The sequence below is a fragment of the Streptomyces sp. NPDC048751 genome (assembly GCF_043198595.1).
Lineage (GTDB): Bacteria > Actinomycetota > Actinomycetes > Streptomycetales > Streptomycetaceae > Streptomyces.
In genome coordinates this window covers 172907-198627 of the sequence record NZ_JBICUX010000003.1, presented here as the reverse complement: position 1 = coordinate 198627, position 25721 = coordinate 172907, and the positions used below count along the sequence as shown (strand labels likewise).

The window sequence follows — 25721 nt, the reverse complement described above, 5'->3', positions numbered from 1 at the left end:
GTAGGCACACGACAGAGCACGGGCGAGCAGGAAGGCCAGCCATGACTGAGGTCGCGACGTCGCGTCGCAGTCGGATCACGCCCGAGCGCGAGGCCGAACTGTACGAGGCCGTGCTCGAACTGCTCCGCGAAGTCGGCTACGACGCCCTCACCATGGACGCCGTCGCCGCACGTACCCGCTCCAGCAAGGCCACGCTCTACCGCCAGTGGGGCGGCAAGGCCGAACTGGTGGCCAAGGCGGTGCGGCACTCCAAGCCGGGCGGCATGGCCCTCGAGGAGATCGACACCGGGTCGCTCAAGGGCGATCTGCACGCCCTCACGCTGATGTCGGACGACTGCACGATGGAGCAGAACTCCGCGCTGATGCGGGGACTGGCCATGGTCGTGCACGGCAATCCGGAGCTGCTGCGCGCGTTCCACGAGCATCTCATCGAGCCCGAGATGGCGGTGTTCCGTCGCGTGGTGCAGCGCGCGATCGACCGGGGCGAGGTCCGTGAGGACAACCCGGCGATCGAGTTCGTGATGCACATGATGATGGGCGGTTTCGCCGCCCGCACCTTGATCGACGAGCAGCCGCCGACCCAGGCCTTCCTCCTGTCGTACATCGACGCCGTGGTTCTCCCCGCCCTCGGCGCACCCACCACCTGATCTCCCTCCCCGCAGTCACCACCTGACGCGACCGCTCACGTCGTCGGGCCGATCACCCCTGCCTCCCCGCCGGGTTGGTCACCCTGCCCTGATTCGTCTACGACCTGACCGGGAGTACGCCCTCGTGGCCACTTTCCTCTACAAACTCGGCCGGTTCGCCTTCCGGCGAAGGCATGTCGTCGCCCTGCTGTGGGTGGCGCTGCTGACGCTCGCGGGCGTCGGAGCGGCCAGCGCCCCCGCCGCGGGCTCCACATCCTTCTCGATCCCCGGCACCGAGGCGCAGAAGGCCTTCGACCTGCTGGAACAGCGCTTCCCCGGGGCGAACGCCGACGGCGCGACCGCCCGGGTCGTCTTCAAGGCGCCCGAGGGCGAGAAGATCTCCGACGCCGGCAACAAGGCGACCGTCGCGAAGACGGTGAAGGAACTGGCCGACGGCTCCGAGGTCACCTCCGTCGCCGACCCGTTCCAGGCGCACGCCGTCAGCAAGGACGGCACGATCGCCTACGCGTCCGTGCGCTACGACAAGCCCGGCATGGAACTCGAGGACGCCTCCCGGGACGCCCTGAAGGACGCCGGGAAGGACGCGCAGAAGGCCGGGCTGACCGTCGAGATCGGCGGTGACGCGCTGCAGGCCGGGGCCGAGCCGGGAGCGATCGGTGAGGTCGTCGGTCTCGCCCTCGCCGCGGTCGTCCTCGTCATCACCCTGGGCTCTCTGGTCGCGGCCGGACTGCCGCTGCTGACGGCGATCATCGGCGTCGGCATCGGCGTCTCCACCATCACGGCCCTCGCCAACGCGCTCGACCTCGGCGACACCACCTCCACGCTGGCGTTGATGATCGGTCTCGCGGTCGGCATCGACTACGCGCTGTTCATCGTCTCCCGCTACCGCACCGAACTCGCCGAGGGCCGCTCCCGCGAGGAGGCGGTCGGCCGCGCCACCGGCACCGCCGGCTCGGCGGTGGTCTTCGCGGGCCTCACGGTCGTGATCGCGCTGGCCGGCCTCGCGGTCGTCAACGTACCGATGCTGACCAAGATGGGCCTCGCGGCGGCGGGCACGGTCGTGGTCGCCGTCCTCATCGCGCTGACCATGATCCCCGCGCTGCTCGGCTACGCGGGCAAGCGGATCAAGGCGGCGGGCGAGAAGCGGGGCAAGCGCGACGAGGGCACCGCCGAGAAGCCGGCCAAGCCGGGCCTGGGCGCCCGTTGGGCGAGCTTCGTCATCCGCCGTCCGGCAGCGGTGCTGCTGCTCGGCGTGGTCGGTCTGGGCACGGTCGCCGTTCCCGCCACGCAACTGGAGCTGGGCCTGCCCGACGACGGCTCGCAGCCCACGTCCACGACACAGCGCCGCGCGTACGACGTTCTCTCGGAGGGCTTCGGCCCCGGCTTCAACGGCCCCCTGATGATCGTCGTCGACGCCAAGAGCAGCGACGACCCCAAGGCGGCGGCCAACCAGGTGACCGACCGCATCAAGGGCCTGGCGGACGTTGCGACGGTGACCCCGGCGATGTTCAACAAGGCCGGCGACACCGCGACGATCACCGTGGTCCCGGGCTCGAAACCGTCCTCGACGCAGACCGAGGACCTGGTGCACGCCATCCGTGACAAGGGCGCCGACATCAAAGCCGACACGGACGCGAAGGTGCTGGTCACCGGCACCACCGCGATGAACATCGACTTCTCGCAGAAGCTGACCGACGCGCTGATCCCGTACCTGGCTCTGGTGGTCGGTCTCGCGTTCCTGCTCCTGATCGTGGTCTTCCGCTCCATCCTGGTCCCGCTGAAGGCGGCCCTCGGCTTCCTGCTCAGCGTGCTCGCCGCGCTCGGTGCCGTGGTCGCGGTCTTCCAGTGGGGCTGGCTCGGCGGCCTGCTCGGCGTCGAGGAGACCGGCCCGATCATGTCGATGATGCCGATCTTCATGGTGGGCGTGGTCTTCGGTCTCGCGATGGACTACGAGGTGTTCCTCGTGACCCGTATGCGGGAGGCGTACGTGCACGGCGAGTCGCCGAGCCAGGCCGTGGTGACCGGCTTCCGGCACAGCGCCCGGGTCGTGGCTGCCGCCGCGATCATCATGATGGCCGTCTTCGGAGGCTTCATCAGCTCCAGCGAGTCCATGATCAAGATGATCGGCTTCGGCCTCGCCGTCGCGGTCTTCTTCGACGCGTTCGTCGTCCGCATGGCGATCGTCCCGGCGGTACTGGCCCTGCTCGGCAAGAAGGCCTGGTGGCTGCCGAAGTGGCTGGACCGGGCGCTGCCCAACGTGGACGTCGAGGGCGAGGGCCTGAAGGACCTCAGCGACGCGAAGGACAAGGACGGCGACCCCGACGAGGACCGGGAGCTGGTACGCGTCTGACGCACAGGCTCCGCTGAAAGAGCGGCCGGTGAGGGCTTCCGTGGGGACGGGCTGCCTTCACCGGCTTCTTTCTTTCCGAAACGATTTCCTTCCGGGGCGATCTCTTTCGGGATGACCGTGAGTCACGTGCCCCATGCACCCACTAGCGTGCCGTGCATGACCACTGACGAGCGGACCCCGTGACCCCGACCGTCGCCGCGGCCGTCCTGGTCGCCGCGGTCACCCACGCCGGCTGGAACGCCCTCGCGCACCGCATCACCGACAAGCTGGTCGGTTTCACACTCATCGCCGGGGGCGGGACCCTGATCGGGCTCGCGACGGCACCGTTCGTGGCGTTCCCGGCGGCGCGGGCGTGGCCGTACCTCCTCGGCTCCGCCGTCATCCACATCGCGTACTACGCACTGTTGATGCGGTCCTTCCGGCTCGGCGACTTCGGGCAGGCGTACCCGATCGCGCGCGGCTCCGCCCCTCTCGTCGTCACCGTGCTCGCCGCCCTCTTCGCCCACGAGGTGCCCGACGGCTGGGCCGCCGCCGGCATCGCGCTGTCCTGCGCCGGGCTGACCGGCGTCGCCCTGTGGGGGCTGCGCGGGCAGCGGCCCGACTGGGCGGCCATCGGGGCCGCGTTGGCGACCGGGATGACCATCGCGGCGTACACCGTCGTGGACGGGCTGGGCGTGCGCGCCTCGGGTTCGGCCACCGGGTACATCGCCTGGCTGATGGCCGTCGAGGGGCTGGCCCTCCCCACGTACGCGGTCTGGCGTTGGCGTGGGGACACCGTCGCCAGGCTGCGGCCCTTCGCGGCGGTCGGGCTGCTCGGCGCCGCGCTGTCCGTCGCCGCGTACGGGCTCGTCCTGTGGGCGCAGACCCGCGCGGAGCTCGCGCCGGTCGCGGCGCTGCGCGAGTCGTCGATCATCGTGGGCGCCATCATCGGCGCGGTGTTCTTCAAGGAGCGGTTCGGAGCGCCGAGGATCGTGGCGGCGGGGCTGCTGGTGGTCGGGATCGGGTTGATGCTGCGCGCCGGGTGAGTCAGGCGGCCTCGACGGGTTCCCCCCGGGGCTCCAGCGCCGCCCCCCGAGGCAGCAGCAGCGGTGTCGCCAGCAGCAACACGCCCGCCACCGCGATCGCAGCGCGCGGGCCGGTCAGGGTGGCCAGGAGCCCCCACAGCGCCGTCAGGGCCGCGGTCGTGGCCTTGCTGCTGACCGACCAGGCGGAGAGGGTACGGACCGTGCGGTCGGCCGGCGTCGCCTCGAGGCGGAACGTCGCGAGCACCGGGTTGTACACGGCACAGCACGCGATCAGCCCGAACTCCACGCCCATCACGAGCAACAGCCCCGTCGGGCCGGAGTGGACGAACGCCAGCCCGATGCCCCAGCACGCGCGCAGGACGCCGGCCGTGCGCAGCACCGCGCGTCGGCCGAAGCGGGCCACGAGCGGGCGGGACAGCCGGGAGCCGATCAGGCCGCCCGTGCAGGGCAGCGCGAAGGCGAGGGCGTACTGCCAGGGGGCGAAGCCGAGGGGACCGAGCATGAGGACGGCGAGGAGGGGCGCGGCCACCATGATCAGACCGTTGACCAGGACCGTGTTGAGGAACAACGGGCGCAGGGCGGGGTGGGTGAGGATGTACCGCCAGCCTTCCAGCAGGTCACCGGCCCGCAGGCGCGGCGCGTCCCGGTGGGCCGGGCGAGGCGTTGGGCGGGGTTCGCTCCCGCCGATCGCGCGGATGCCCGCGGCCGACAGCAGATAGCTGACCGCGTCGGCCAGCACCGTCGTCACCGGTCCGAACAGCCCGATCGCGGCGCCGCCCAGCGGTGGCCCGAGCACGGTGGAGGTCCAGAGCGTCGACTCGAAGCGGGAGTTCGCGAGGAGCAGGTTCCCGGGCGGCACGAGGGCCTTGACGAAGGCGCCGCTTGCCGCGTTGAAGGTGATGTCGGCCGCGGCGACGACGACCGCCACGACCAGGAGCTGCGCGAAGGTGAGCCCGCCGAGCGCGAAGGCCGCCGGGATGCTCAGCAGCGCCGCGCACCTGAGCAGGTCGGCCGCGATCATCACCGGACGCTTGCGGCGGAACTCCACCCACGGCCCGAGCGGCACCGCGACCGCCGCGCCCACCGCGAGCCCCGCGGCGGCCAGCAGCGACACCTGGGCCGAACCGGCGTGCAGCACGGTGACGGCGATCAGCGGGAACGCGTCGAAGGCGAGCCAGGTACCGAACGTACTGACCGTGTACGCCGTCCACAGCCACCCGAACCGCCGCCCCAGCCCCCGCTCTTGCCCCACGCCCCCGCCGCCCCCTCCCACACGATTCCGCCGCCCATTGTGCCCCCGTGGGTGCGTCCGCTCGTCGGCAGGAGCACTCTGGAAGCAGGTGTTCCGGAGGTGATCGTCATGATGCACACCACTGTGGGATGGCATGTCGAGCTGGAGTTCCAGGAGGACGAGCAGCACACACGGGCGGCCGCGCTCGTGCGCTTGCCCGACGGCAGCGAGGTACGGGCCCACGGGCACGCCACGCGGCACCGCACCGACTCCAATCAGCCGAGGGTCGGTGAGGAGATCGCAGGGGCACGCGCGCTCAACGAACTCGCGATGCAGTTGCTGACCAAGGCACACGAGGAGATCGACTCGGCGTCCGGCCGGACCTCGCACCCGATCAACGTCTGAGTCGGGCGAGCACCCCCCGTCACGCGAGCGCGGTGCGCACCGCCCGTACCAACGCCTGCGCCCTCGGGTCCGCCGTCACGCTCTTGCGGAAGCCGTTCGTCACATAGCCGAACGCGATGCCGGAGTCCGGGTCGGCGAAGCCGAGGGCGCCGCCGCGTCCCGGGTGGCCGAAGGAGCCGGGGGACAGGAGGGGGGACGCGCTGCCGTGGAGCATGTAGCCGAGGCCGAAGCGGGTGCCGACGACGAGGACGCGGTCCGGGCCCGCCGACTGCTCGCCGCGCGCCAGGTCGACGGTCTCGGGGGTGAACAGCCGGGTGCCGCCGTCCACTTCGCCGATGAGCGAGGCGTAGAAGCGGGCCAAACCCTCCGCGGTCGCGATGCCGTTGGAGGCGGGCAGGGCGGCCGTCCGGTAGGCGGGGTCGTTCTCGTCCGGCAGCGGGGTGATCGCGGCGAACGCGCGCCGGGTGAGCGAATCGGGGTCGGCGTAGGCCTCGGAGACCGCTCGCTTGGGGCGGGTCCGCAGGGCGCCCGCCCGCACCGGTGCCTCGACCTGGCCCACCCGGCCCACGCGCCCGGCCTCGCCCGCGGGCAGCCCCAGCCACAGGTCCGCCCCGGCCGGCCCGGCGATCTCGGTCGCGATCCATTCACTGATCGGACGGGACGTCACCCGCCGCACCAGCTCACTCGTCAGCCAGCTGTACGTCTGCGCGTGGTACCCGTGGTCCGTCCCCGGCTCCCACACCGGCGCCTGCGCCGCGACCGCCTCCGCGCCGAGCGCCGGGTCGGCGGCCTCCGCGGGTGTCAGCGGCCGGTCCAGCACCGGTACGCCCGCGCGGTGCGCGAGCAGATGCCGTACGAGGGTCCGCTCCTTGCCCGCCGCCTTGTACTCCGGCCAGTACGCGCCCACCGGGGCGTCCAGGTCCAGCTCCCCGCGCTGGTGCAGCAGCAGGAGTGCGGCGGCGGCGACGCCCTTGGTCGCCGAGCGCACGATCTGGGCGGTGCCGCGCTCCCAGGCCGCCGTGCCGTCGACGTCCTTGGTGCCGCCCCACAGGTCGACGACCTTGTGCCCGTCGCGGTAGACGGTCACCGCCGCGCCCCGGTCCCCGAGCGCCTCGAAGTTGCCCGCGAACGCCTCCTTGACCGGCTCGAAGCCCTCGGCGACTGTGCCGTTCACGTCCACGTCCGCACTTCCCTACCGCTCGCCTGCGACTGTGCGGGCAACGCCCGGAAGGGGCCTGCGATTCCCTGGCCTCGCTAGCCGAGCAGGATCGTTACCTCGATGTTGCCGCGGGTCGCGTTGGAGTACGGGCAGACTTCGTGGGCCGCATCCACCAGTTTCGCGGCGACGTCCGCGTCGAGGACGGGGAGGGAGACGCTCAGGGCGACGGCGAGGCCGTACCCGCGCTGCTTGTTGGGGCCGATGCCGACCTTCGCGGCGACCGTGGAGCCGGTGAGGTCGAAGCCCGCCCGGCGGCCGACGAGGACGAGGGCGTTGTGGAAGCAGGAGCTGTAGCCGGCCGCGAACAACTGCTCCGGGTTGGTGCCGTTGCCGTCGCCGCCCAGCTCCGGGGGCATCGCGACCTTCAGTTCGATCTGGCCGTCCTGGCTGGTGACATAGCCGTCCCGGCCGCCGTGCGCGGTGGCCTCGGCAACGTACATGATCTTCGTAGGACGGGTGTCGGCGGCGGTGCCGTCAGTCATGGCCGGGTCCCCCCAGGACAAGTGCGCACGAGTACATCGTGCACAAGGTACTCGTGAGTAGTAGAGGTGTTTCTTACCAGGGGGTAGCAACCGCGGGTAACCCGAGGTCAGTGTGGGCGCTCCGCCGCCGCCTCGGCCCGCCGCGCGAGCTGCCACAGCTCCTCGCGCATCCGCGCCACCGCCGCCATGTCGAGCCCCGTCGCCCCGAGCAGCGCGCCGGGCACCCGTGTCGCGCGCTCCTTGAGCTCCTCCGCGCGCCTGGTGCACGCCACGAGTACCGAGCGCTCGTCCCGCGCCGAGCGCTCCCGGCGCACCAGACCCGCCGCCTCCAGCCGCTTCAGCAGCGGCGAGACGGTCCCGTAGTCGAGCCGCAGGGCCTCGGCCAGCGCCTTGACCGTGATCTCGCCCCGCTCCCACAGCACCAGCAGCACCAGGTACTGCGGGTAGGTGAGACCGAGCTCGTCGAGGAGCGGGCGGTACGCGGCCGTCACCGCGCGCTGGGCCGCGTACAGCGCGAAGCACAGCTGCTCGTCGAGGAGCAGCGAGCTCTCGGGGTACTCGTTCGTCACGCGCCCATTGTCACGGACGGTCCGCGCCCGCCGTCGCGGAAGGCACGGAACGCGGGTCGAAACCGAACGGGAGCTCCAGCCGGTGGGCCCGCATCAGCTCGTCGTCGCCGAGCAGCTCCGCCGTCTTCCCATCCGCCGCGATCACCCCCTCGCTCAGGATCAGCGAGCGGGGGCACAGCTCCAGCGCGTACGGCAGGTCGTGGGTGACCATCAGGACGGTCACGTCCAACGAGCGCAGGATGTCGGCGAGTTCACGGCGGGAGGCGGGGTCGAGGTTGGAGGAGGGCTCGTCCAGGACGAGGATCTCCGGCTCCATCGCCAGCACGGTCGCCACGGCCACCCGGCGCCGCTGGCCGAAGGAGAGGTGGTGCGGCGGCCGCTCCTTGAACTCCGCCATGCCGACCCGCTCCAGCGCCCGGTCGACCCGCTCCTCCAGCTCGGCCCCCTTGATCCCGGCGGCGGCCGGCCCGAACGCCACGTCCTCGCGGACCGTCGGCATGAACAGCTGGTCGTCCGGGTCCTGGAAGACGATGCCGACCTTGCGCCGGATCTCCGCCATGTGCCGCTTGCTCACCGGCAGCCCGGCGACCGTCACCGTGCCCGTGCCGCCGCTCAGGATGCCGTTGAGGTGCAGCACGAGCGTCGTCTTGCCGGCGCCGTTCGGCCCGAGCAGCGCGACCCGCTCACCGCGCCCGATCGAGAAGTCCACGCCGAACAGGGCCTGGTGGCCGTCGGGGTAGGCGAAGGCGAGGCCGGAGACCTCCAGGGAGGCGGTCGTATCAGTCACAGAACCCATCCCAGCAGACAGACGACGAGGGCGGCGAACGGGAGGGCGAGGGCGTACGACCACTGCGCCCGGGAGGCGGTCACCTCGTCGATGACCGGCATCGAACCGGCGTACCCCCGGCTGACCATGGCCAGGTGCACCCGCTCGCCGCGCTCGTAGGAGCGGATGAACAGCGCGCCCGCCGACTTCGCGAGGACGCCCCAGTGCCGTACGCCCTTGGCTTCGAAGCCGCGGGACTCGCGGGCGATCCGCATGCGGCGCATCTCGTCGGTGATGACGTCGCCGTAGCGGATCATGAAGGACGCGATCTGCACCAGCAGCGGCGGGAGCTTCAACCGCTGGAGCCCGAGGAGGAGTTCGCGCAGTTCGGTGGTGGCGGCGAGCAGGACGGAGGCGGCGACGCCGAGGGTGCCCTTGGCGAGCACGTTCCAGGCGCCCCACAGGCCGTTGACGCTCAGGGACACGCCCAGCACCTCGACCCGCTCGCCCTCCGCCACGAACGGCATCAGCACGGCGAACGCGACGAACGGCACCTCGATCAGCAGCCGTCGCAGCAGAAAGCCGGCCGGTACGCGGGAGAGGCGGGCGACCAGGCCCAGCAGCACCGCGTACAGGCCGAACGCCCACATCGCCTCCCGCGGCGTCGAGACCACGACCACCACGAAGGCGAACGCGGCGGCGAGCTTGGTGTGCGGCGGCAGACCGTGCACGGGGGAGTGCCCGTGCCGGTAGAGCCTGTGCGCGTGTCCGGCGCCCACGACGTCAGACGTTCTCTACGGCCGTGGGGGAGGCGTCCGCCGTACGGCGCCTGCGCACCGCCCAGAACACCCCGCTGCCCGCGACGACGGTGACACCGACGCCGATCACGCCCGCGAGACCGCCGGAGAGGCGGGCGTCGGTGACGTCCTTGACGCCGTAGTCGGCGAGCGGCGAGTCGCTGGACGCGTGCTTCTCGGTCCTCTTGTCGATGCCGTGGTCGGCGGCGACCTTCTCCAGACCGTCGGGGCTCGCGGAGGCGTAGAAGCTGACGAACCCGGCGAGGACGAGTGAGGTGACGAGGCCGGTGATCCACACCTTGCGGTGGGACCGGGCGCCGACCGGCACCGGCGCCGCGTCCGGCGCGTCGACGAGCTCGCCGTTCACCCGCAGCTTCAGCTTCTGCGTCAGCCCGCGCGCGCCGTACACGAGATCGGGCCGTACGGCGATGACGGCGCCCACCGTCAGCGCGGTGATCGCGGCCTCACCGAGGCCGATCAGCACATGCACGCCGATCATGGCGGTGGCGACCTTGCCGATCGAGACGTCCGTGGTGCCGCCGACGGCGTAGATGAGCGTGAAGGCGACGGCGGCGGCCGGGACGGAGAGCAGCGAGGCGACGAAGGAGGCGACCGTGACGGAACGGCGGGTGCGCGGCAGCACCTTCACCAGGCCCCTGAAGACGGCGTAGGCCACGACCGTCGTCACGATCGCCATGTCGGTGATGTTGACGCCGAGCGCGGTCAGTCCGCCGTCGGCGAAGAGGATGCCCTGCATCAGCAGGACCACGGACACACACAGGACCCCGGTGAAGGGGCCCACGAGTATCGCGGCCAGCGCGCCACCCAGGAGGTGACCGCTGGTTCCGGCCGCCACGGGGAAGTTGAGCATCTGTACCGCGAAGATGAACGCGGCCACCAGACCGGCCAGCGGCGCCGTCCGCTCGTCGAGCTCGCGTCGTGCGCCACGCAGGCTCACGGCGATGGCGCCCGCGGCGACGACTCCGGTCACGGCGGAGGTCGGGGCGTTGATGAATCCGTCAGGTACGTGCACCGTTCGATGATAGTGGCTTGATGCGAACGGTTCGCAAGAGCGCATCAGTCGTGCATCGCCTCGTCCATCCCCTCGCGCACCGCGGTGTGAGATACGTCGGCCCCGGGAAGCGCGCCCCGGAAAATATGCGACATTGGATGGGAAGCGGAAGCACAGCTTTCGCACAGGTCACGCAGCGTAAGGGGCCGGTACGATGGCCGTAGTCGAACAGTACGCACGAGCCCACGTCGTCACGGACGCGGACCTGGTCGAGGAAGAACACGCGGCCGTCCCCGTCATGCTGCGCTACGACCCCGAGACAGACCCCCGCTCGGTCCGGGTCCGCCTCCCCGGCACCACCGAATGGGCCTTGTCGCGCGCCCTGCTCGAACAGGGCCTGCGCGCCCCGGCCGGCTCCGGAGACGTCCGCGTGTGGCCCTGCGGACGCGTCCAGGCCGTCGTCGAGTTCCATTCCGACCAGGGCGTCTCGGTCGTGCAGTTCGAGACCAAGACCTTGCTGCGCTTCCTGCGCCGCACGTACATGGCGGCGGCGAAGCCGGTGCCCCACGGAGCGTGACGCGGCAGGCCCCGTCGCTCAGCCGCCCGCCTTCAGCAGTGCCGCCACGATCGGGCCCGCCGTGTCGCCGCCGTGGCCACCCGCCTGGACGACACCGGCTGCGGCGAGGTCGCCGCGGTAGGCGGTGAACCAGCCGTTGGGCTTCTTCTGGCCGTCGACCTCGGCCGAGCCGGTCTTGGCGCCGTAGTCGGGGCCGAGGCCGGACATCGCCTCGGCGGCGGTGCCGGCGGCGGCGGTGTACTGCATCAGCTCACGGAGCTGGGACAGCGTGGCCGCGGACATCGTGCGCGAGGCCTTGGCCAGCGTGCGGTCGTCGACCGACGGGGCGACCAGGTACGGCTGGTGGAAGGAGCCCGCCTTGACCGTCGCGGCCACGGACGCCATGTTCAGCGGGTTCATCCGCACCCCGCCCTGACCGATGAGCGAGGCCGCCATCTGGGCCTGCGACTGCACCGGGACGCGGCCGTCGAAGGTCGGGACGCCGATCGCCCAGTTGTCCATCGACAGGCCGAACACCTGCTGCGCCTGCTTGGTCAGGTCGTCGTTCTTCAGCTTGGGCGCCTGGCTGATGAAGGCCGTGTTGCACGAGCGGGCGAAGCTCGCCTTGAACGTGCCGCCCTTGATCTCGAACTTGTCGTCGTTCTGGAACTTCCAGCCGCCGTACTTGAAGTACTTCGGGCACGGGTGCGCCTTGTCCGCCTTCGCGAGCCCCTTGTCGAGCAGCAGCGACGAGGTGATCACCTTCATTGTGGAGCCCGGCGCGAGGGAGCCCTGGAACGCGGTGTTGAAGTGCGGGTTGGAGTTGGCCACCGCGAGGATCTCACCCGTCGAGGGGCGCATCAGCACCACCGACGCCCGCGCCTTCTTGGCCACCTGTGCCTCGGCGTCGGCCTGGAGGCTCGGGCTCAGCGTCGTCTTCACCGTGCCGGGGGTGCCCTCGCTGAGTGCGAGGAGCGTCTTGTCGGAGGCCTTCTTCGCCGTCGACTCCTTGCCGCGCACCACTCGCAGCTCGACGCCCGCCTTGCCGCCGGCCTTCTTGCCGTACTTCTCGCGCAGTCCGTCGAGGACCGGCTCCAGGGACGGGTACTTCCTGGTGGTCAGCTCCCCGCCGTCCCGGTCGAGCGCCTTCACCGGCGGGGTGCCGGACTCGCCGGTGACGAGCGTGTCGCCGTCCTGAAGGTCGGGGTGGACCACGGAGGCGTGCCAGTCGACCAGCGGCTTGCCGTCCTTCGCCCGCCGGACGACGGTCAGCGCGCTGCTGTACGCCAGCGGCTTGCTGACGCCCTTGTACTCGACGGTGCCCTTCACGGAGAACGGCACCTTGTCGCCCTGGCGCGGGCTCGCGGTGAGCGTCACGTTCTTGACGTGGGCGTCCTTGGTGTAGCCGGTCAGGAGGGACGCGGCGGCCGTGGAGTCGTCCGTGCCGGCGGCCGCCGCGGCGACCTCACCCCGCTGCCAGGCCGTGAGGAACGTCCGGGCCGTGGTGGTCACCTCGGTCGCCGACAGCGGTCCCGTCTTGACCGACGGCGACTTCTCACCGGCCGACGACGAGGCGTTCCTGCCGTCGTCCGCCGCCGCCCCGCCGCCGTACAGCGCGTAGACACCGATGCCGGCGCCGACGACGACGATGGCGACCATCCCGCCGATGACGGCGGGGTTCGTCTTCCGCCGCTCGGCGGCGCGCCCTCTCTTGCCCACTGCTTGCGTTCCTCCGCGTGATCGTGGAAGGCGCCCCCACCGCCCCACTGCCCTCGTTGCCCTCACACACCCCAACGACGGCAACCACACTAGAGTCCCGATCTCCGTGGGTGACGTCAGCCGGCAGTTCGTAGCACGGCTGCGACAATCGGACCGGCCGCGTCGATGCCGTGACCGCCGTCCTGGACCATGGCCGCCGCGGCGACGTCGTCGCGGTACCCGGTGAACCAGCTGTCGGACCTGGACTGTCCGCCGATCTCCGCGGAACCGGTCTTCGCGCCGATCCGGCCGCTCAGCCCGGACATCACACCGGCCGCGGTGCCACTGGTGGCGGTGCGGTTCATCATGGCGCGCAGCTGCTGCACCGTACTCGTGGACAGGCCCTTCGCGGTGGCCAGTTCGCGGTCGTCGAGGCTCTGCGCCACGATCACCGGCTGGCGGAAGGCGCCCGTCATCGCGGTCGCCGTGACCGACGCCATGTTCAGCGGGCTCATCTGGACCTGGCCCTGGCCGATGAGGTTGGCCGCCTTGTCCGGGCCGCCGGCCGCCGGGATCGAGCCGTCGAAGGACGGGATGCCGGTCTTCCAGTTGTCCTGGCCGAGCCCGAAGCGGCTCTGGGCCTCCTCGGTCAGCGACTCCGTCTTCAGGGACTTCACGTACTTGATGAAGGCGGTGTTGCAGGAACGGGCGAAGCTGTCGGCGAGCGTGGCGCCCTCGTCCGGCTTCAGGTCCTTGAGGTTGTGGAAGGTCTGCCCCTCCCACATCACGCTGTCCGGGCAGGGCGCGGGACCGGTCGCGGTGGTGAGCCCGTTGTCGATGAGGGTCGCCGCGGTGACGATCTTCATGGTGGAGCCGGGCGGAACCTGGCCGAGGAAGGCCGCGTTGAAGGCGTCGCTGCGGTGGTTGGCGACGGCCAGCACCTCACCGGTGCTCGGCTTCACGGCCACCACGGAGGACTGCCCGTAGTTCTTCACCGCCCGCTCGGCCGCCGCCTGCGCGCTCGCCCTGATCGTGGTGGTCAGCTTGCCCGCCTTGCCCTTGGCGAGGGTCAGCAGGGTGGTGTCCGCGGTGTTCTCGTCGGCGTGGTGGATCGCCAGCTCGACGGCGGCCGTGCCGCCCGCCTGCTCGCCGTACTTGGCGCGCAGTGCGTCCAGGATCGGGCCGAGGGACGGGTACTTCTCCTTCGTCAGGACCTTGCCGTCGCGGTCCACGGCCTCGATGGGCGGGCTCGCCGACTCGCCGGTGACGAGCGTGTCGTCCATGTTCTTCAACGCGGGGTACACCACGGAAGGCTGCCAGTCGACCAGCGCCTTCCCGGTCGACACCCCGCGCACCACGGTCAGCGTGCTCTTGTAGTCGAGCGCCTTGGACTTGCCGTCGTAGGACACCTTCGCCCTGACCGTGAAGGGCACGGTGGCGCCGTTGGCCTTCCCGGGCGTGATCTTCACGCCGGTGATGTGCGCGGCCTCGCCGTACGACGTGAGCAGCGGCTCCGCCTTCTCCGCGTTGTTGGTGTACGCGGCGGCCGTGACCGCCTCGCCCTTCTCCCAGGCCGCGAAGAACGCGGTGGTCGTCTCCTCGACTTCCGAACCGGTCGGCGGACCGCTCTTCTTCGTCTCCGCTCTGGTGCTCGCGCCGCTCGTCGTCCCGGTGTCGCCGTTCAGCGCCGACAGGATGTTGTAGCCCCCGTACCCGGCCCCGCCCACCATCACCGCGAACACCGTGCCGACTATGCCGGCCTTGGCCCCCTTGCGCATGACCCGTCCCCTTCCCCGTTTGGACTTCCCCCGCGTTTTCTGAACACGTTCAGAAACTTGGTCGCGCCTCGCACTGTAAGCGAAAGCAGGGGCAGCCGGGACAGGAGTTCAGGGAACTTGTGTCCTAACGGAGATCAGGGACGTGACTCAGACCCACGTATCCAGCCACATACGTGAACGCCAGGAGTCGATGGGGATCGCCGTCCCCGTGTAGATCGGCCAGAAGTAGATGAAGTTCCACGCGATCAGCAGCACCAGGACGCCCGCGCCTGTCGCGCCCGCCACGCGGCGGGTGTCGGAGGAGCCCGGGGGGCCGGCGAGGGCGCCGATGAGCATGGCGACCGCCAGGCACAGGAAGGGGACGAAGACGACGGTGTAGAAGAGGAAGATCGTGCGGTCCTGGTAGAGGAACCAGGGGAGGTAGCCGGCCGCGACGCCGCAGGCGACGGCGCCCGCGCGCCAGTCGCGGCGGAAGAACCAGCGCCACAGGACGTACAGGAGGGCGAAGCAGGCGACCCACCACAGCAGCGGCGTGCCCAGGGCGAGCACCTCACGCGCGCACTTCTCGCCCGCGTCGACGGGGCAGCCGTCCTTGCCGGGGGCGGGCGACTCGTAGAAGAACGAGACCGGGCGGCCCAGGACGATCCAGCTCCAGGGGTTGGACTCGTAGGGGTGGGGCGAGGAGAGGTTGATGTTGAACTTGTAGACCTCGTGCTCGTAGTGCCACAGGCTCAGCCACCAGTCCGGGAACAGCCAGGACCAGCTGCTGGACCTGCCGTTGGCGGTGGCCCAGTCGCGGTAGTAGCCGCCGGAGCCGTTGGCGGGGGAGAGGATCCAGCCGGTCCAGGAAGCGATGTACGTGAAGATCGCCACGGGGACCGTCGCCAGGAACGTGATGCCCAGGTCGCGCTTCAGCACCGCCGTGTACGGGTGACGGGCGCCGGCGACCTTGCGGGAGCCGACGTCCCACAGCACCGCCATCACACAGAACGCGGCGAGGACGTACAGGCCGTTCCACTTGGTGCCGATGGCCAGGCCCAGCATCAGGCCCGCCAGCCAGCGCCAGGGACGCCACCCGAGGCGGGTGGTCTCGGCGGCGTGCGCGTCGGGGCGGTGGCGGCCCTCCGCGTCGGGCGGGATCGCCGCCGCGAGTTTCTCCCGCGCCCTGTCGCGGTCGACGACCAGACAGCCGAACGCGGCCAGCACGAAGAACATCAGCACGCCGTCGAGCAGCGAGGCACGGCTCATCACGAAGTGCATGCCGTCCACGGCCATCAGGGCGCCCGCCAGGCAGCCCAGGAACGTCGAGCGGAACAGCCGGCGGCCGATGCGGCACAGCAGCAGCACGGAGAGCGTCCCCAGCAGCGCCGTCATGAAGCGCCAGCCGAACGGATTGAACCCGAACATCAGCTCGCCGAGCCCGATGACGTACTTCCCGACCGGTGGGTGCACGACGTACGCCGCGTCCGACGGGATCGGGACGTGCCCGTTCGAGGACAGCACGAGGTTGTTGACGTTCTTGTCCCAGTTGACCTCGAAGCCGCGGTGGACGAGCGCCCAGGCGTCCTTGGCGTAGTACGTCTCGTCGAATATCACCGCCTTCGGGCTGCCCAGGTTCCAGAACCGCATCAGGCCCGCCATCAGCGTCACCAGCAGCGGGCCGCCCCAGCCGGACCAGCGCGCGATCCGGTCGGCGAGCACCGGCGGCACCCCGAACACCTGCCACAACCGGGGGCTGGGCTGGGCGAACGGCGGCACCAACCGCTCGCGAACATCGGCGGCGGGCTTCGCCGGATATCCGAAACGGCGCAGCCGTTGCTGCCACGTCGGCCGCTGGTCGTGCGGCGCCTGGCCCTGGCGGGTGTCCGTGGAGGACGCGGTACTGGTCACCGCGCCATCGTAGGGAACCGTTCTTTGCGCGTCCTGTGCTTAGGGGTCCTTGCACTATGAGCGCCCGATGAGGTCGCGTGGTCTGGTGCCGTGTATCGCAAGGCGCTGGAGCGCCCTCGTGGCGGAGTCACGTGGGCGTTTCGGCAACGCGGCGAGGTGCGGTGCCAGGCCGCGCGACCCGGGCGGGCATAGTGCAAGGACCCCTTGGGGTCCTTACGGCCCCCACCGTGGCCGGAGTCCGGCCCCTGCGAGGATGGACAGGTGACTGGAACCCTTGTTTTGGCGGGCACCCCCATCGGTGACTTCTCGGACGCGCCGCCCCGGCTCGCGGAGGAACTGGCCGGCGCGGACGTCGTGGCGGCCGAGGACACGCGGCGGCTGCGGCGGCTGACCCAGGCGCTGGGCGTGACGCCCAAGGGGCGTGTCGTGTCGTACTTCGAGGGCAACGAGTCCGCCCGTACGCCCGAGCTGGTCGAGGAACTGATCGGCGGGGCGCGTGTGCTCCTCGTCACGGACGCCGGGATGCCGTCCGTGTCCGACCCCGGCTACCGGCTGGTCGCCGCGGCCGTCGAGAAGGACGTCCGGGTCACCGCCGTCCCCGGCCCGTCCGCCGTGCTCACCGCGCTGGCGCTTTCCGGCCTGCCCGTCGACCGGTTCTGCTTCGAGGGATTCCTGCCGCGCAAGGCCGGCGAGCGGCTGTCGCGGCTGCGCGAGGTCGCCGAGGAGCGGCGCACCCTCGTCTACTTCGAGGCCCCGCACCGGCTCGACGACACCCTCGCCGCGATGGCCGAGGTCTTCGGCGCGGAGCGTCGGGCCGCCGTCTGCCGCGAGCTGACCAAGACGTACGAGGAGGTCAGGCGCGGTCCGCTGGCCGAGCTGGCGGCGTGGGCGGCCGAGGGCGTACGGGGTGAGATCACCGTCGTCGTCGAGGGGGCGCCCGAGCGCGGCCCCGAGGAACTCGACGCCGCGGAACTGGTGCGCAGGGTGCGGGTGCGCGAGGAGGCGGGGGAGCGGCGCAAGGAGGCCATCGCGGCGGTCGCGGCCGACGCGGGACTGCCGAAACGGGAGGTGTTCGACGCGGTGGTCGCGGCCAAGAACGCACGCTGAGTCCAGCGCCGAATTTCGGCCAGGAACACCCTCTGAGCAGGGCGCATTTCCGATGAGCGGGCGCCCCATGGGCGGTTAAAGCACGGGCGCGAAAGGCAAAGCCCAGCCCCCTCCACCGAGGCCGCTTTGGCAAGGAAAGTCCAAATCGGCTCCAACACTCGACAGGCCCGATGCGTCCACGTCGGCGGAGGCGTCCACTGGACCGAGGGGACAGACCCGTCCCCTCGCCCGGCGGAAACGAGGAGCTGGCATGAGTGAGACCGCCGTCGTCCACGAGTCGTATTCCTTCGTCTGCATGCGCTGCGGACACGGCTGGGAGCAGTCGTACGACATCGAGCATCACGTCGACGGGGAAGGCCGGGAGTTCGTCACCTACATAGCCGACGGCCGTGCCGTGCCGTCGCCGCTGAGCCGGCCCGCCTGCAGGAACTGCGACGGCCACGTCGTGCGCATCATGCGCGCGGGTCAGGTGTCCTCGGCGCTCAGCGCCGCGCGGCGACAGCCGTCGGTGCCCCGGCAGGGTGAGCAGGCCGAGGACGGGGCGGCACAGGACCGCCCGCAGGACGAGACGGCCAGGGACCACCACTGGCACCTGTCCGACCTGCTGCACCCGTTCCAGCGCAAGGCGAGCTGAGCGAACGGGGCCGAGGGCGGGGCGTGCCCCTTTCGTAGGATCGGGGCATGCCTTCGAACGCCCCCGGCACGTCCGGCAAGCAGGACAAGAACGACAAGAACGACAAGAACGCAGCGCCGCCGCTCCCGGAGCCCCTGCGGGTACCGGTCGCCGACTCCCACACCCACCTCGACATGCAGTCGGGGACCGTGGCGGAGGGACTCGCGAAGGCCGCGTCCGTCGGGGTCACCACCGTCGTGCAGGTCGGCTGCGACGTGAAGGGCTCGCGGTGGGCCGCCGAGACGGCCGCCGCGTACGACAGCGTCCACGCGACGGTCGCCCTGCACCCCAACGAGGCACCGCGGATCGTGCACGGCGACCCCGACGGGTGGTCGCGGCAGGGGGCGCGCGAGCCGGGCGGCGACGCCGGCCTCGACGAGGCGCTCGCCGAGATCGACCGCCTGGCCGCGCTCCCCCACGTCAAGGGCGTCGGCGAGACGGGCCTCGACCACTTCCGCACCGGGCCGGAGGGCAAGGCGGCGCAGGAGCGGTCGTTCCGGGCCCACATCGAGATGGCCAAGCGGCACGGCAAGGCCCTCGTCATCCACGACCGCGACGCCCACGCCGACGTCCTGCGCGTCCTGAAGGAGGAGGGCGCCCCCGAGCGCACCGTCTTCCACTGTTACTCCGGCGACGCCGACATGGCCGAGATCTGCGCCCGCGCCGGCTACTACATGTCCTTCGCGGGCAACGTCACCTTCAAGAACGCCCAGAACCTGCGGGACGCCCTCGCCGTCGCCCCGCTGGAGCTGGTCCTCGTGGAGACCGACGCGCCCTTCCTGACGCCGGCGCCCTACCGTGGGCGGCCCAACGCCCCGTATCTCGTGCCGGTGACGGTGCGCGCCATGGCCGCCGTGCGCGGCATCGACGAGGACACCCTCGCGACGGCCCTGGCCGCGAACACGGCCCGCGCGTTCGACTACTGACCGCGCCGGAGCGGTCGGTCACTGAGCGTATCGACTGACTGTCCGTAGCCGCGTCGCTTTGGAGAGTGACCGTCGACCCGCTAGGTTCTGGGGGCCCGATCCGGACCCCTCTGGCCTTCTGGAGCGTGTCGGCGTGAGCAACTACCAGACGTTCGAGACGTACGGCCCGACCGAGCCGTACGCCGCCCCCGAGGCGCCCCACGCCGCCGTGCGCGGTGCGCAGACCCTGGCGTACGGGGTCTACGCGGCGCCCGGGACCTACGACGACACCTACCGGCCCGCCTACGAGACGCCGGCGCCGCCGGTACCCCGCCAGGCAGCCCCGGCGGCCGAACCCGCGCCCGGGCTCGCGCGCGCCACGGCGGGGCGGCGCTCCGAGCGCCGACGCCGAGCGCGGTACGCCGAGCGCGTCGACGGCCCGCTGCGCCGACTGCTCCCGCAGGCGCTGGTCGTCGCCTTCCTCGCCGGCGGCACCACCGCCTTCGTCGCCAAGGACAAGGCGATCGAGCTGAACGTCGACGGCACGTCGCGCACCCTGCACACCTTCGCCGACGACGTGACGGAACTGCTCGCGGAGGAGGGCGTCGAGGTAGGAGCGCACGACAGGGTGACGCCAGCCCCCGGCACCGACCTCACCAGCGGCGACGAGATCGCCGTCCACTACGGACGTCCCGTACGGCTCACCCTGGACGGGCAGCGGCACGAGGTGTGGACGACGGCGCACACGGTCGAGGGGGCACTGCGACAGCTCGGGGTGCGAGCGGAGGGCGCGTACGTGTCCACCGCGCGCCACCTGCGCATCGGGCGCCAGGGACTCGCGCTGGACGTGCGCACCGAGCGCTCCCTGACGATCATGGCGGACGGCCGGGCCCGCACCCTGCGCACCAACGCCGCGACCGTCCGCGAGGCCGTCGCGCAGGCCGGGATCACCCTCCGAGGCCAGGACACCACCTCGGTCCCGCCCGGCAGCTTCCCGCGCGACGGACAGACCGTCACCGTGCTGCGGATCACCGGCACGAAGGAGGTCCGCGAGGAGCCGATCCCGTTCGCGGTACGGCGCACCGAGGACCCCTCGCTGTTCCGGGGCACGGAGGTCGTCCACCACGCGGGCCGGCCGGGGCTGCGCCGGATCACGTACCTCCTGCGCACGGTCAACGGGGTCCGGCAGAAGCCGCGCCGGACCAGGACCGAGGTGGTGCACGAGCCACGGACACAGGTCGTGCGGGTCGGCACCAAGCCGCTGCCGACGTCGACGGGCGGCGCGGACCGGCTCGACTGGCGGGGCCTCGCGGTCTGCGAGTCGGGCGGCCGCCCCGACGCCGTCGACCCCTCCGGCAACTACGGCGGCCTGTACCAGTTCGACACCCGAACCTGGCAGAGCCTCGGCGGCACCGGCCGCCCCCAGGACGCACCGGCGGCGGAACAGACCTACCGCGCAAGGAAGCTGTACATGCGCCGGGGCGCGGCACCTTGGCCGCACTGCGGGGGGCGGCTGCACGGCTGAGCAGAGATCAGCACAGCTGCGGGCAGTCGTTCCGAGGTTCAGCACAGCGGCGGGCAGCACGGGTGACCACCGATCCGACCCCGGCCGCACCCCCCGTACCCTTGTGCCCGTGAGCAGCCCCACCCCTGACGCCCTGCTGGGCCCCGCCGACATCCGTGAGCTGGCGGCCGCGCTCGGCGTACGCCCCACCAAACAACGCGGCCAGAACTTCGTGATCGACGCGAACACCGTCCGCCGTATCGTCCGCACCGCCGACGTCCGCCCCGACGACGTGGTCGTCGAGGTGGGCCCCGGGCTCGGCTCGCTCACGCTGGCGTTGCTGGAGGTCGCCGACCGGGTCACCGCCGTGGAGATCGACGACGTGCTGGCCGCCGCGCTGCCCGCCACGATCACCGCCCGGATGCCCGAGCGCGCCGACCGGTTCGCGTTGGTACACACCGACGCGATGCACGTCGCCGAGCTGCCGGGACCGCCGCCGACCGCGCTGGTCGCGAACCTCCCGTACAACGTGGCCGTGCCCGTCCTGCTGCACATGCTCGAGACCTTCCCGAGCATCGAGCGCACCCTGGTCATGGTCCAGTCCGAGGTCGCCGACCGGCTCGCCGCGGCCCCCGGTTCGAAGGTCTACGGCGTCCCGTCCGTGAAGGCCAACTGGTACGCCGAGGTCAAGCGGGCCGGCGCCATCGGGCGCACTGTCTTCTGGCCCGCGCCCAATGTGGACAGCGGGCTGGTGTCGCTGGTGCGGCGGAGCGAGCCGCTGAAGACGACGGCCTCCAGGGCGCAGGTCTTCGCGGTGATCGATGCGGCGTTCGCCCAGCGCCGCAAGACGCTGCGGGCCGCCCTCGCCGGATGGGCCGGATCGGCGGCCGAGGCGGAGAAGGCGCTGGTCGCGGCGGGTGTCTCGCCCCAGGCGCGCGGGGAGTCGCTGACGGTCGAGGAGTTCGCGCGGATCGCGGAGGCGGCCCAGTGAGCGTCACCGTGCGCGTGCCCGCCAAGGTCAACGTCCAGCTCGCCGTGGGGGCCGCCCGCGCGGACGGCTTCCACGACCTGGCCAACGTCTTCCTCGCCGTCGGCCTCTACGACGAGGTGACCGTGACCCCGGCCGCCGAACTCACCGTCACCTGCGAGGGCCCGGGCGCCGACCAGGTCCCGCTGGACCGTACGAACCTCGTGGCCCGCGCGGCCGAGGCGCTCGCCGGGCGGTACGGCATCGACCCGGCCGTGCACCTCCACATCACCAAGGACATCCCCGTCGCCGGGGGCATGGCGGGCGGCAGCGCGGACGGCGCGGGCGCGCTGGTCGCGTGCGACGCGCTGTGGGGCACGGGCGCCTCCCGCGAGGAACTCCTCGACATCTGCGCCGAGTTGGGCAGTGACGTGCCGTTCAGCCTGGTGGGCGGGGCGGCCCTCGGTGTAGGACGGGGCGAGAAGCTGACCGTCCTGGAGGTCGGCGGCACGTTCCACTGGGTCTTCGCGATGGCCGAGCGCGGCCTGTCGACACCGGCCGTCTTCCGCGAGTTCGACCGGCTCGCCGAGGGCACGGACATCCCCGAGCCCGTCGCCTCCGAACAGCTCCTCGAAGCCCTGGCCGCCGGCGACCCCGACGCCCTCGCCGCGACCGTCTCCAACGACCTCCAGCCCGCCGCACTCTCCCTCTTCCCGGAGCTCGCCGACACCCTGGCGGCGGGCCGCGGCGCCGGTGCCCTGGCCGCGCTGGTCTCGGGCTCGGGCCCGACGACCGCGTTCCTGGCGCGGGACGCGGAGTCGGCGGCGAAGGTGGCGGAGGTGCTGGGGTCCTCAGGAACGTGCCGGACGGTACGCGTCGCGTCCGCACCGGCGCCGGGCGCGACGGTGCTGGGCCATTAATCGGGTGCCTGTGCGGGTCGCGTCCGCCTAGCCTCCCCCGCAGGGTTTCGCGGGGGGACGGGGGCACACGCGCATGGAGTCACTGGTGGCGGCGGTACGGCGTGGAGACGCGGACGCGGTCGGGGAGCTGCTGGAGGCGGGCGCGGACCCGGACACGCTCGCCGGCCCCGCCGGCCTCCCGCTGCTGTGTCTGGCCGTGGCCGCGTACGACGAACCGGTCGCCGAAGCGCTGCTGAAGGGCGGGGCCGACCCCCTGCGCCGGCTGCCCGACGGGACCACCCCACTGCTGCGGGCGGTGGACGGCGGGTCCCACCTGCTGACCTACGCGCTCGCCTCGCACCGGGTGCCGCTCCCGGCGCCGGAGCGCGCCGAGCTGCTGGCCCGCGCCCGGCACTGGACGCAGGTGGGAGTCGAGGCGGAGCTGCGCCGCCGCACCGGCCTGACGGGACCGATGACGCGGGTCCGGGTCGAGGACGACGAGGTCGGCTGGTGGTGCGAGCAGCTCACCCTCGGCTCCCTGACCGTGCGCGACGAGCACCGGGCGGTCCTCACCTCCATGGAGGCCCACTACGGCGTCCGCGCCCCCTTCGACGAACTCGTCGCGCGCGCCCTCGCCCACCCGGACCGGGACCACGTCGTGTGGTCCGACGTGGTGTTCACGCTCGGCCGGCGGACCGACGAGGAGACCTGGCAGTGGAGCCGGGACCTGCTCAACCACCCCGACCGGACGCACCGCCTGCTCGCCGCCGACCTCCTGCTGTCCCTGATCCTCGGGGACGTCGTCAAGGGCGGCCAACCGTTCTGGGACCGGGGACGGGAGCTCGTGCCCTGGGCCGAACAGGAGGAGGACCCGGAGGTGCTGGCGGTGCTCCTGAACGCGATGACCCACGACGGCGCCCCGGAGATCGAGGCCGTCGGCCGATCGTGTCTCAGCCACCCGGATCCCGCGGTGCGCTCCCTGGTGCCGGACACCCTGCTGCTGTCCGAAGACGGCCGCTCCCTGGTCCGCCCGGAGAGCCTCGCCACGGTGCTCACCCTGTCCGGTGACGACGACCCCGGGGTACGCGAGCGGGCGTGCCACTGGCTCGCGCACTACCGGGGGAGCGAGCCCGAGGTGGCGGACACGCTGTTCGCACTCACCCATGACGCGTGGCAGCCGGTCCGCATCTGCGCCGTGTCCGGACTGGCCTGGCGTGACGATCCGCGCTGTGTGGAGGCCGAGCACCGGATCGGCCCCGTCGCCGAGGAACTGCGGCACGACGAGCGGCTGCATGACGTGTGGCGGTACCAGTGGCGCCGCCGGGAAGCCGAGCAGGCGGCTGACCGCCCCGACCGGAGCACCGCCCCGCCCGACTACCCTGGAGGGTCGATCCATCCCCCGGGGCAGGAGTGAAATGGCCGTCAACCTGGTCAATGTCGAGAACGTCAGCAAGGTGTACGGCACCCGTGCCCTGCTCGACGGCGTCTCGCTCGGCGTGTCCGAGGGGGATCGGATCGGAGTGGTGGGCCGCAACGGGGACGGCAAGACGACGCTGATCCGGATGCTCGCCAAGCTGGAGGAGGCGGACACCGGCCGGGTCACGCACTCCGGTGGCCTGCGGATGGGCGTCCTCACCCAGCACGACTCGCTCGACCCGGAGGCGACCGTCCGCCACGAGGTCATCCGGGACATGGCCGACCACGAGTGGGCGGGCAACGCCAAGATCCGGGACGTACTGACGGGACTGTTCGGAGGGCTCGACCTGCCCGGGTTCCCGCAGGGCCTCGACACCGTCATCGGTCCGCTCTCCGGCGGCGAGCGCCGCCGTATCGCGCTCGCCAAGCTGCTCATCGACGAGCAGGACATGATCGTCCTCGACGAGCCGACCAACCACCTCGACGTCGAGGGCATCGCCTGGCTCGCCCGCCACCTCCAGGTGCGCCGCTCCGCGCTGGTGTGCGTCACCCACGACCGCTGGTTCCTCGACCAGGTCTGCACCCGCATGTGGGACGTCCAGCGCGGCACCGTCCACGAGTACGAGGGCGGCTACTCCGACTACGTCTTCGCCCGCGCCGAGCGTGAACGCATCGCCGCGACCGAGGAGGCCAAGCGGCAGAACCTGGTCCGCAAGGAGCTGGCCTGGCTGCGCCGCGGTGCGCCCGCCCGTACGTCCAAGCCCCGCTTCCGGGTGGAGGCCGCCAACGAGCTCATCGCGGACGTACCGCCGCCCCGGGACAGCTCCGAACTGATGAAGTTCGCCTCCTCCCGGCTCGGCAAGACCGTCATGGACCTGGAGGACGTCACCGTCCAGGCCGGCCCGAAGGTGCTGCTGAAGCACGTGACGTGGCAGCTCGGCCCGGGCGACCGCATCGGCCTGGTCGGGGTGAACGGCGCCGGGAAGACGTCCCTGCTGCGGGCGATGGCCGACGCCGCCCGCAGCGACGGGGAGCGCCAGCCCGCCGGCGGCCGGGTCTCCGTGGGCAGGACGGTCAAGCTCGCCTACCTCTCCCAGGAGGTCGCCGAACTGAACCCGGCCCTGCGCGTGCTGGAGGCCGTGCAGCAGGTGCGTGAGCGCGTCGACCTGGGCAAGGGGCGGGAGATGACCGCCGGGCAGCTGTGCGAGACGTTCGGGTTCAGCAAGGAGAAGCAGTGGACGCCGGTCGGCGACCTGTCCGGCGGTGAGCGGCGCCGCCTCCAGCTGCTGCGGCTGCTGATGGACGAGCCCAACGTCCTCTTCCTCGACGAGCCCACCAACGACCTCGACATCGAGACCCTGAACCAGCTGGAGGACGTCCTCGACGGCTGGCCCGGCTCGATGATCGTCATCTCCCACGACCGGTTCTTCGTGGAGCGCACCACCGACAAGGTGTACGCCCTCCTCGGCGACGGCACGCTGCGGATGCTGCCGCGCGGTATCGACGAGTACCTGGAGCGCAGGCAGCGCATGGAGGAGGCCGCGGCCGCCGCCGCGCCGGTGGCGAGCCGGCCCGCCCCGGAGAAGAACGCCGCCGACCAGCGCGCCGCCAAGAAGGAACTCCAGCGGATCGAACGACAGTTGGACAAGATCTCGGAGAAGGAGTCCAAGCTGCACACGCGGATCGCCGAGAACGCCACCGACTTCGCCAAGGTCGCGGAACTCGACGCCGAGCTGCGCGAGTTGGCCGGTGAGCGCGACGAACTCGAGCTGCGCTGGCTGGAACTCGCCGAGGACGCGTAGGCGGCGCGCGCGCCGCGTGAAGG

General features: G+C 71.7%; 23 protein-coding genes. 13 read left to right on the top strand and 10 right to left on the bottom strand.

Features of this window, described 5'->3' with window-relative positions; translation table 11 throughout:
• The first annotated feature begins 41 nt into the window (after window positions 1–41).
• The 3 genes from ACGFNV_RS12505 (at window position 42) to ACGFNV_RS12495 (ending at window position 4022) form a co-directional block, all read left to right on the top strand.
• Window positions 42–647, top strand: a complete 606-nt coding sequence (locus ACGFNV_RS12505) for a TetR/AcrR family transcriptional regulator (RefSeq protein WP_393621779.1) — start codon at window positions 42–44, stop codon at window positions 645–647.
• Between the two features lie 124 nt (window positions 648–771).
• A complete protein-coding gene (locus tag ACGFNV_RS12500) occupies window positions 772–2997 on the top strand; it encodes an MMPL family transporter (protein ID WP_393621778.1) in 2226 nt (741 codons plus the stop codon).
• A gap of 179 nt (window positions 2998–3176) precedes the next feature.
• Entirely contained in the window at window positions 3177–4022 is an 846-nt protein-coding gene (locus ACGFNV_RS12495) for an EamA family transporter (protein ID WP_393621777.1), read from the top strand.
• Window position 4023: 1 nt separating this feature from the next.
• On the opposite strand, the gene ACGFNV_RS12490 is transcribed toward ACGFNV_RS12495, so the two are convergent.
• Window positions 4024–5274 carry an MFS transporter gene (locus ACGFNV_RS12490; RefSeq protein WP_393621775.1) on the bottom strand — a complete coding sequence of 417 codons (1251 nt, stop codon included), beginning with the start codon at window positions 5272–5274 and terminating at the stop codon, window positions 4024–4026.
• A 108-nt stretch (window positions 5275–5382) separates the two neighbouring features.
• Between ACGFNV_RS12490 and ACGFNV_RS12485 the strand changes: the two genes are divergently transcribed.
• Complete coding sequence (locus ACGFNV_RS12485; RefSeq protein WP_393621773.1) at window positions 5383–5658, top strand: DUF1876 domain-containing protein; 276 nt, start codon at window positions 5383–5385, stop codon at window positions 5656–5658.
• A 19-nt stretch (window positions 5659–5677) separates the two neighbouring features.
• Here the strand turns inward: ACGFNV_RS12485 and ACGFNV_RS12480 are convergent, their stop codons facing one another.
• The 6 genes from ACGFNV_RS12480 to ACGFNV_RS12455 all read right to left on the bottom strand — a co-directional run bounded on the left by ACGFNV_RS12480 (window position 5678) and on the right by ACGFNV_RS12455 (window position 10524).
• Window positions 5678–6838, bottom strand: coding sequence for a serine hydrolase domain-containing protein (locus ACGFNV_RS12480; protein WP_393621771.1), 1161 nt, complete (start codon window positions 6836–6838; stop codon window positions 5678–5680).
• 74 nt (window positions 6839–6912) lie between these two features.
• Window positions 6913–7359, bottom strand: a complete 447-nt coding sequence (locus ACGFNV_RS12475; RefSeq protein ID WP_133928752.1) for an organic hydroperoxide resistance protein — start codon at window positions 7357–7359, stop codon at window positions 6913–6915.
• A 107-nt stretch (window positions 7360–7466) separates the two neighbouring features.
• Window positions 7467–7928: a MarR family winged helix-turn-helix transcriptional regulator gene (locus tag ACGFNV_RS12470; RefSeq protein WP_393621769.1), complete on the bottom strand. Its 462-nt coding sequence runs from the start codon at window positions 7926–7928 to the stop codon at window positions 7467–7469.
• Between the two features lie 10 nt (window positions 7929–7938).
• Window positions 7939–8724, bottom strand: a complete 786-nt coding sequence (locus ACGFNV_RS12465) for an energy-coupling factor ABC transporter ATP-binding protein (protein WP_393621767.1) — start codon at window positions 8722–8724, stop codon at window positions 7939–7941.
• Entirely contained in the window at window positions 8712–9473 is a 762-nt protein-coding gene (gene cbiQ / locus ACGFNV_RS12460) for a cobalt ECF transporter T component CbiQ (RefSeq protein WP_393621765.1), read from the bottom strand. Before cbiQ ends, ACGFNV_RS12465 begins: the two co-directional genes overlap by 13 nt.
• Window positions 9474–9477: 4 nt before the next feature.
• Window positions 9478–10524, bottom strand: coding sequence for an energy-coupling factor ABC transporter permease (locus tag ACGFNV_RS12455; RefSeq protein ID WP_393621763.1), 1047 nt, complete (start codon window positions 10522–10524; stop codon window positions 9478–9480).
• Between the two features lie 193 nt (window positions 10525–10717).
• Between ACGFNV_RS12455 and ACGFNV_RS12450 the strand changes: the two genes are divergently transcribed.
• Window positions 10718–11080: an SsgA family sporulation/cell division regulator gene (locus tag ACGFNV_RS12450; protein WP_393621761.1), complete on the top strand. Its 363-nt coding sequence runs from the start codon at window positions 10718–10720 to the stop codon at window positions 11078–11080.
• Between the two features lie 18 nt (window positions 11081–11098).
• Here the strand turns inward: ACGFNV_RS12450 and ACGFNV_RS12445 are convergent, their stop codons facing one another.
• The 3 genes from ACGFNV_RS12445 to ACGFNV_RS12435 form a co-directional block, all read right to left on the bottom strand.
• Entirely contained in the window at window positions 11099–12778 is a 1680-nt protein-coding gene (locus ACGFNV_RS12445) for a penicillin-binding transpeptidase domain-containing protein (RefSeq protein ID WP_393621760.1), read from the bottom strand.
• Window positions 12779–12894: 116 nt separating this feature from the next.
• Window positions 12895–14535 (bottom strand): penicillin-binding transpeptidase domain-containing protein, encoded by a 1641-nt coding sequence (locus ACGFNV_RS12440; RefSeq protein ID WP_393621758.1) that lies wholly within the window; start codon window positions 14533–14535, stop codon window positions 12895–12897.
• 147 nt (window positions 14536–14682) lie between these two features.
• Window positions 14683–16425 (bottom strand): dolichyl-phosphate-mannose--protein mannosyltransferase, encoded by a 1743-nt coding sequence (locus tag ACGFNV_RS12435; RefSeq protein ID WP_393621756.1) that lies wholly within the window; start codon window positions 16423–16425, stop codon window positions 14683–14685.
• Between the two features lie 261 nt (window positions 16426–16686).
• Here ACGFNV_RS12435 and rsmI point away from each other — a divergent pair, with 261 nt between their 5' ends.
• The 8 genes from rsmI (at window position 16687) to ACGFNV_RS12395 (ending at window position 25698) form a co-directional block, all read left to right on the top strand.
• On the top strand, window positions 16687–17532 hold the full coding sequence (gene rsmI / locus ACGFNV_RS12430; protein WP_393621754.1) for a 16S rRNA (cytidine(1402)-2'-O)-methyltransferase: 846 nt from the start codon (window positions 16687–16689) through the stop codon (window positions 17530–17532).
• Between the two features lie 250 nt (window positions 17533–17782).
• Complete coding sequence (locus tag ACGFNV_RS12425) at window positions 17783–18166, top strand: hypothetical protein (RefSeq protein ID WP_393621752.1); 384 nt, start codon at window positions 17783–17785, stop codon at window positions 18164–18166.
• 47 nt (window positions 18167–18213) lie between these two features.
• Window positions 18214–19131 carry a TatD family hydrolase gene (locus ACGFNV_RS12420; RefSeq protein ID WP_393621750.1) on the top strand — a complete coding sequence of 306 codons (918 nt, stop codon included), beginning with the start codon at window positions 18214–18216 and terminating at the stop codon, window positions 19129–19131.
• Between the two features lie 133 nt (window positions 19132–19264).
• The gene (locus tag ACGFNV_RS12415) at window positions 19265–20635 is read left to right on the top strand and encodes a ubiquitin-like domain-containing protein (RefSeq protein ID WP_393621748.1); all 1371 of its coding nucleotides are present in this window, start codon (window positions 19265–19267) and stop codon (window positions 20633–20635) included.
• A 109-nt stretch (window positions 20636–20744) separates the two neighbouring features.
• Entirely contained in the window at window positions 20745–21605 is an 861-nt protein-coding gene (rsmA, locus tag ACGFNV_RS12410; protein WP_393621746.1) for a 16S rRNA (adenine(1518)-N(6)/adenine(1519)-N(6))-dimethyltransferase RsmA, read from the top strand.
• Complete coding sequence (locus tag ACGFNV_RS12405) at window positions 21602–22501, top strand: 4-(cytidine 5'-diphospho)-2-C-methyl-D-erythritol kinase (RefSeq protein WP_393621744.1); 900 nt, start codon at window positions 21602–21604, stop codon at window positions 22499–22501. The genes rsmA and ACGFNV_RS12405 overlap by 4 nt, the downstream gene beginning before the upstream one ends.
• A gap of 73 nt (window positions 22502–22574) precedes the next feature.
• Window positions 22575–23894, top strand: a complete 1320-nt coding sequence (locus tag ACGFNV_RS12400; protein WP_393621742.1) for a hypothetical protein — start codon at window positions 22575–22577, stop codon at window positions 23892–23894.
• 1 nt (window position 23895) lies between these two features.
• Entirely contained in the window at window positions 23896–25698 is a 1803-nt protein-coding gene (locus tag ACGFNV_RS12395; RefSeq protein ID WP_393621740.1) for an ABC-F family ATP-binding cassette domain-containing protein, read from the top strand.
• The last annotated feature ends 23 nt before the right edge of the window (window positions 25699–25721 follow it).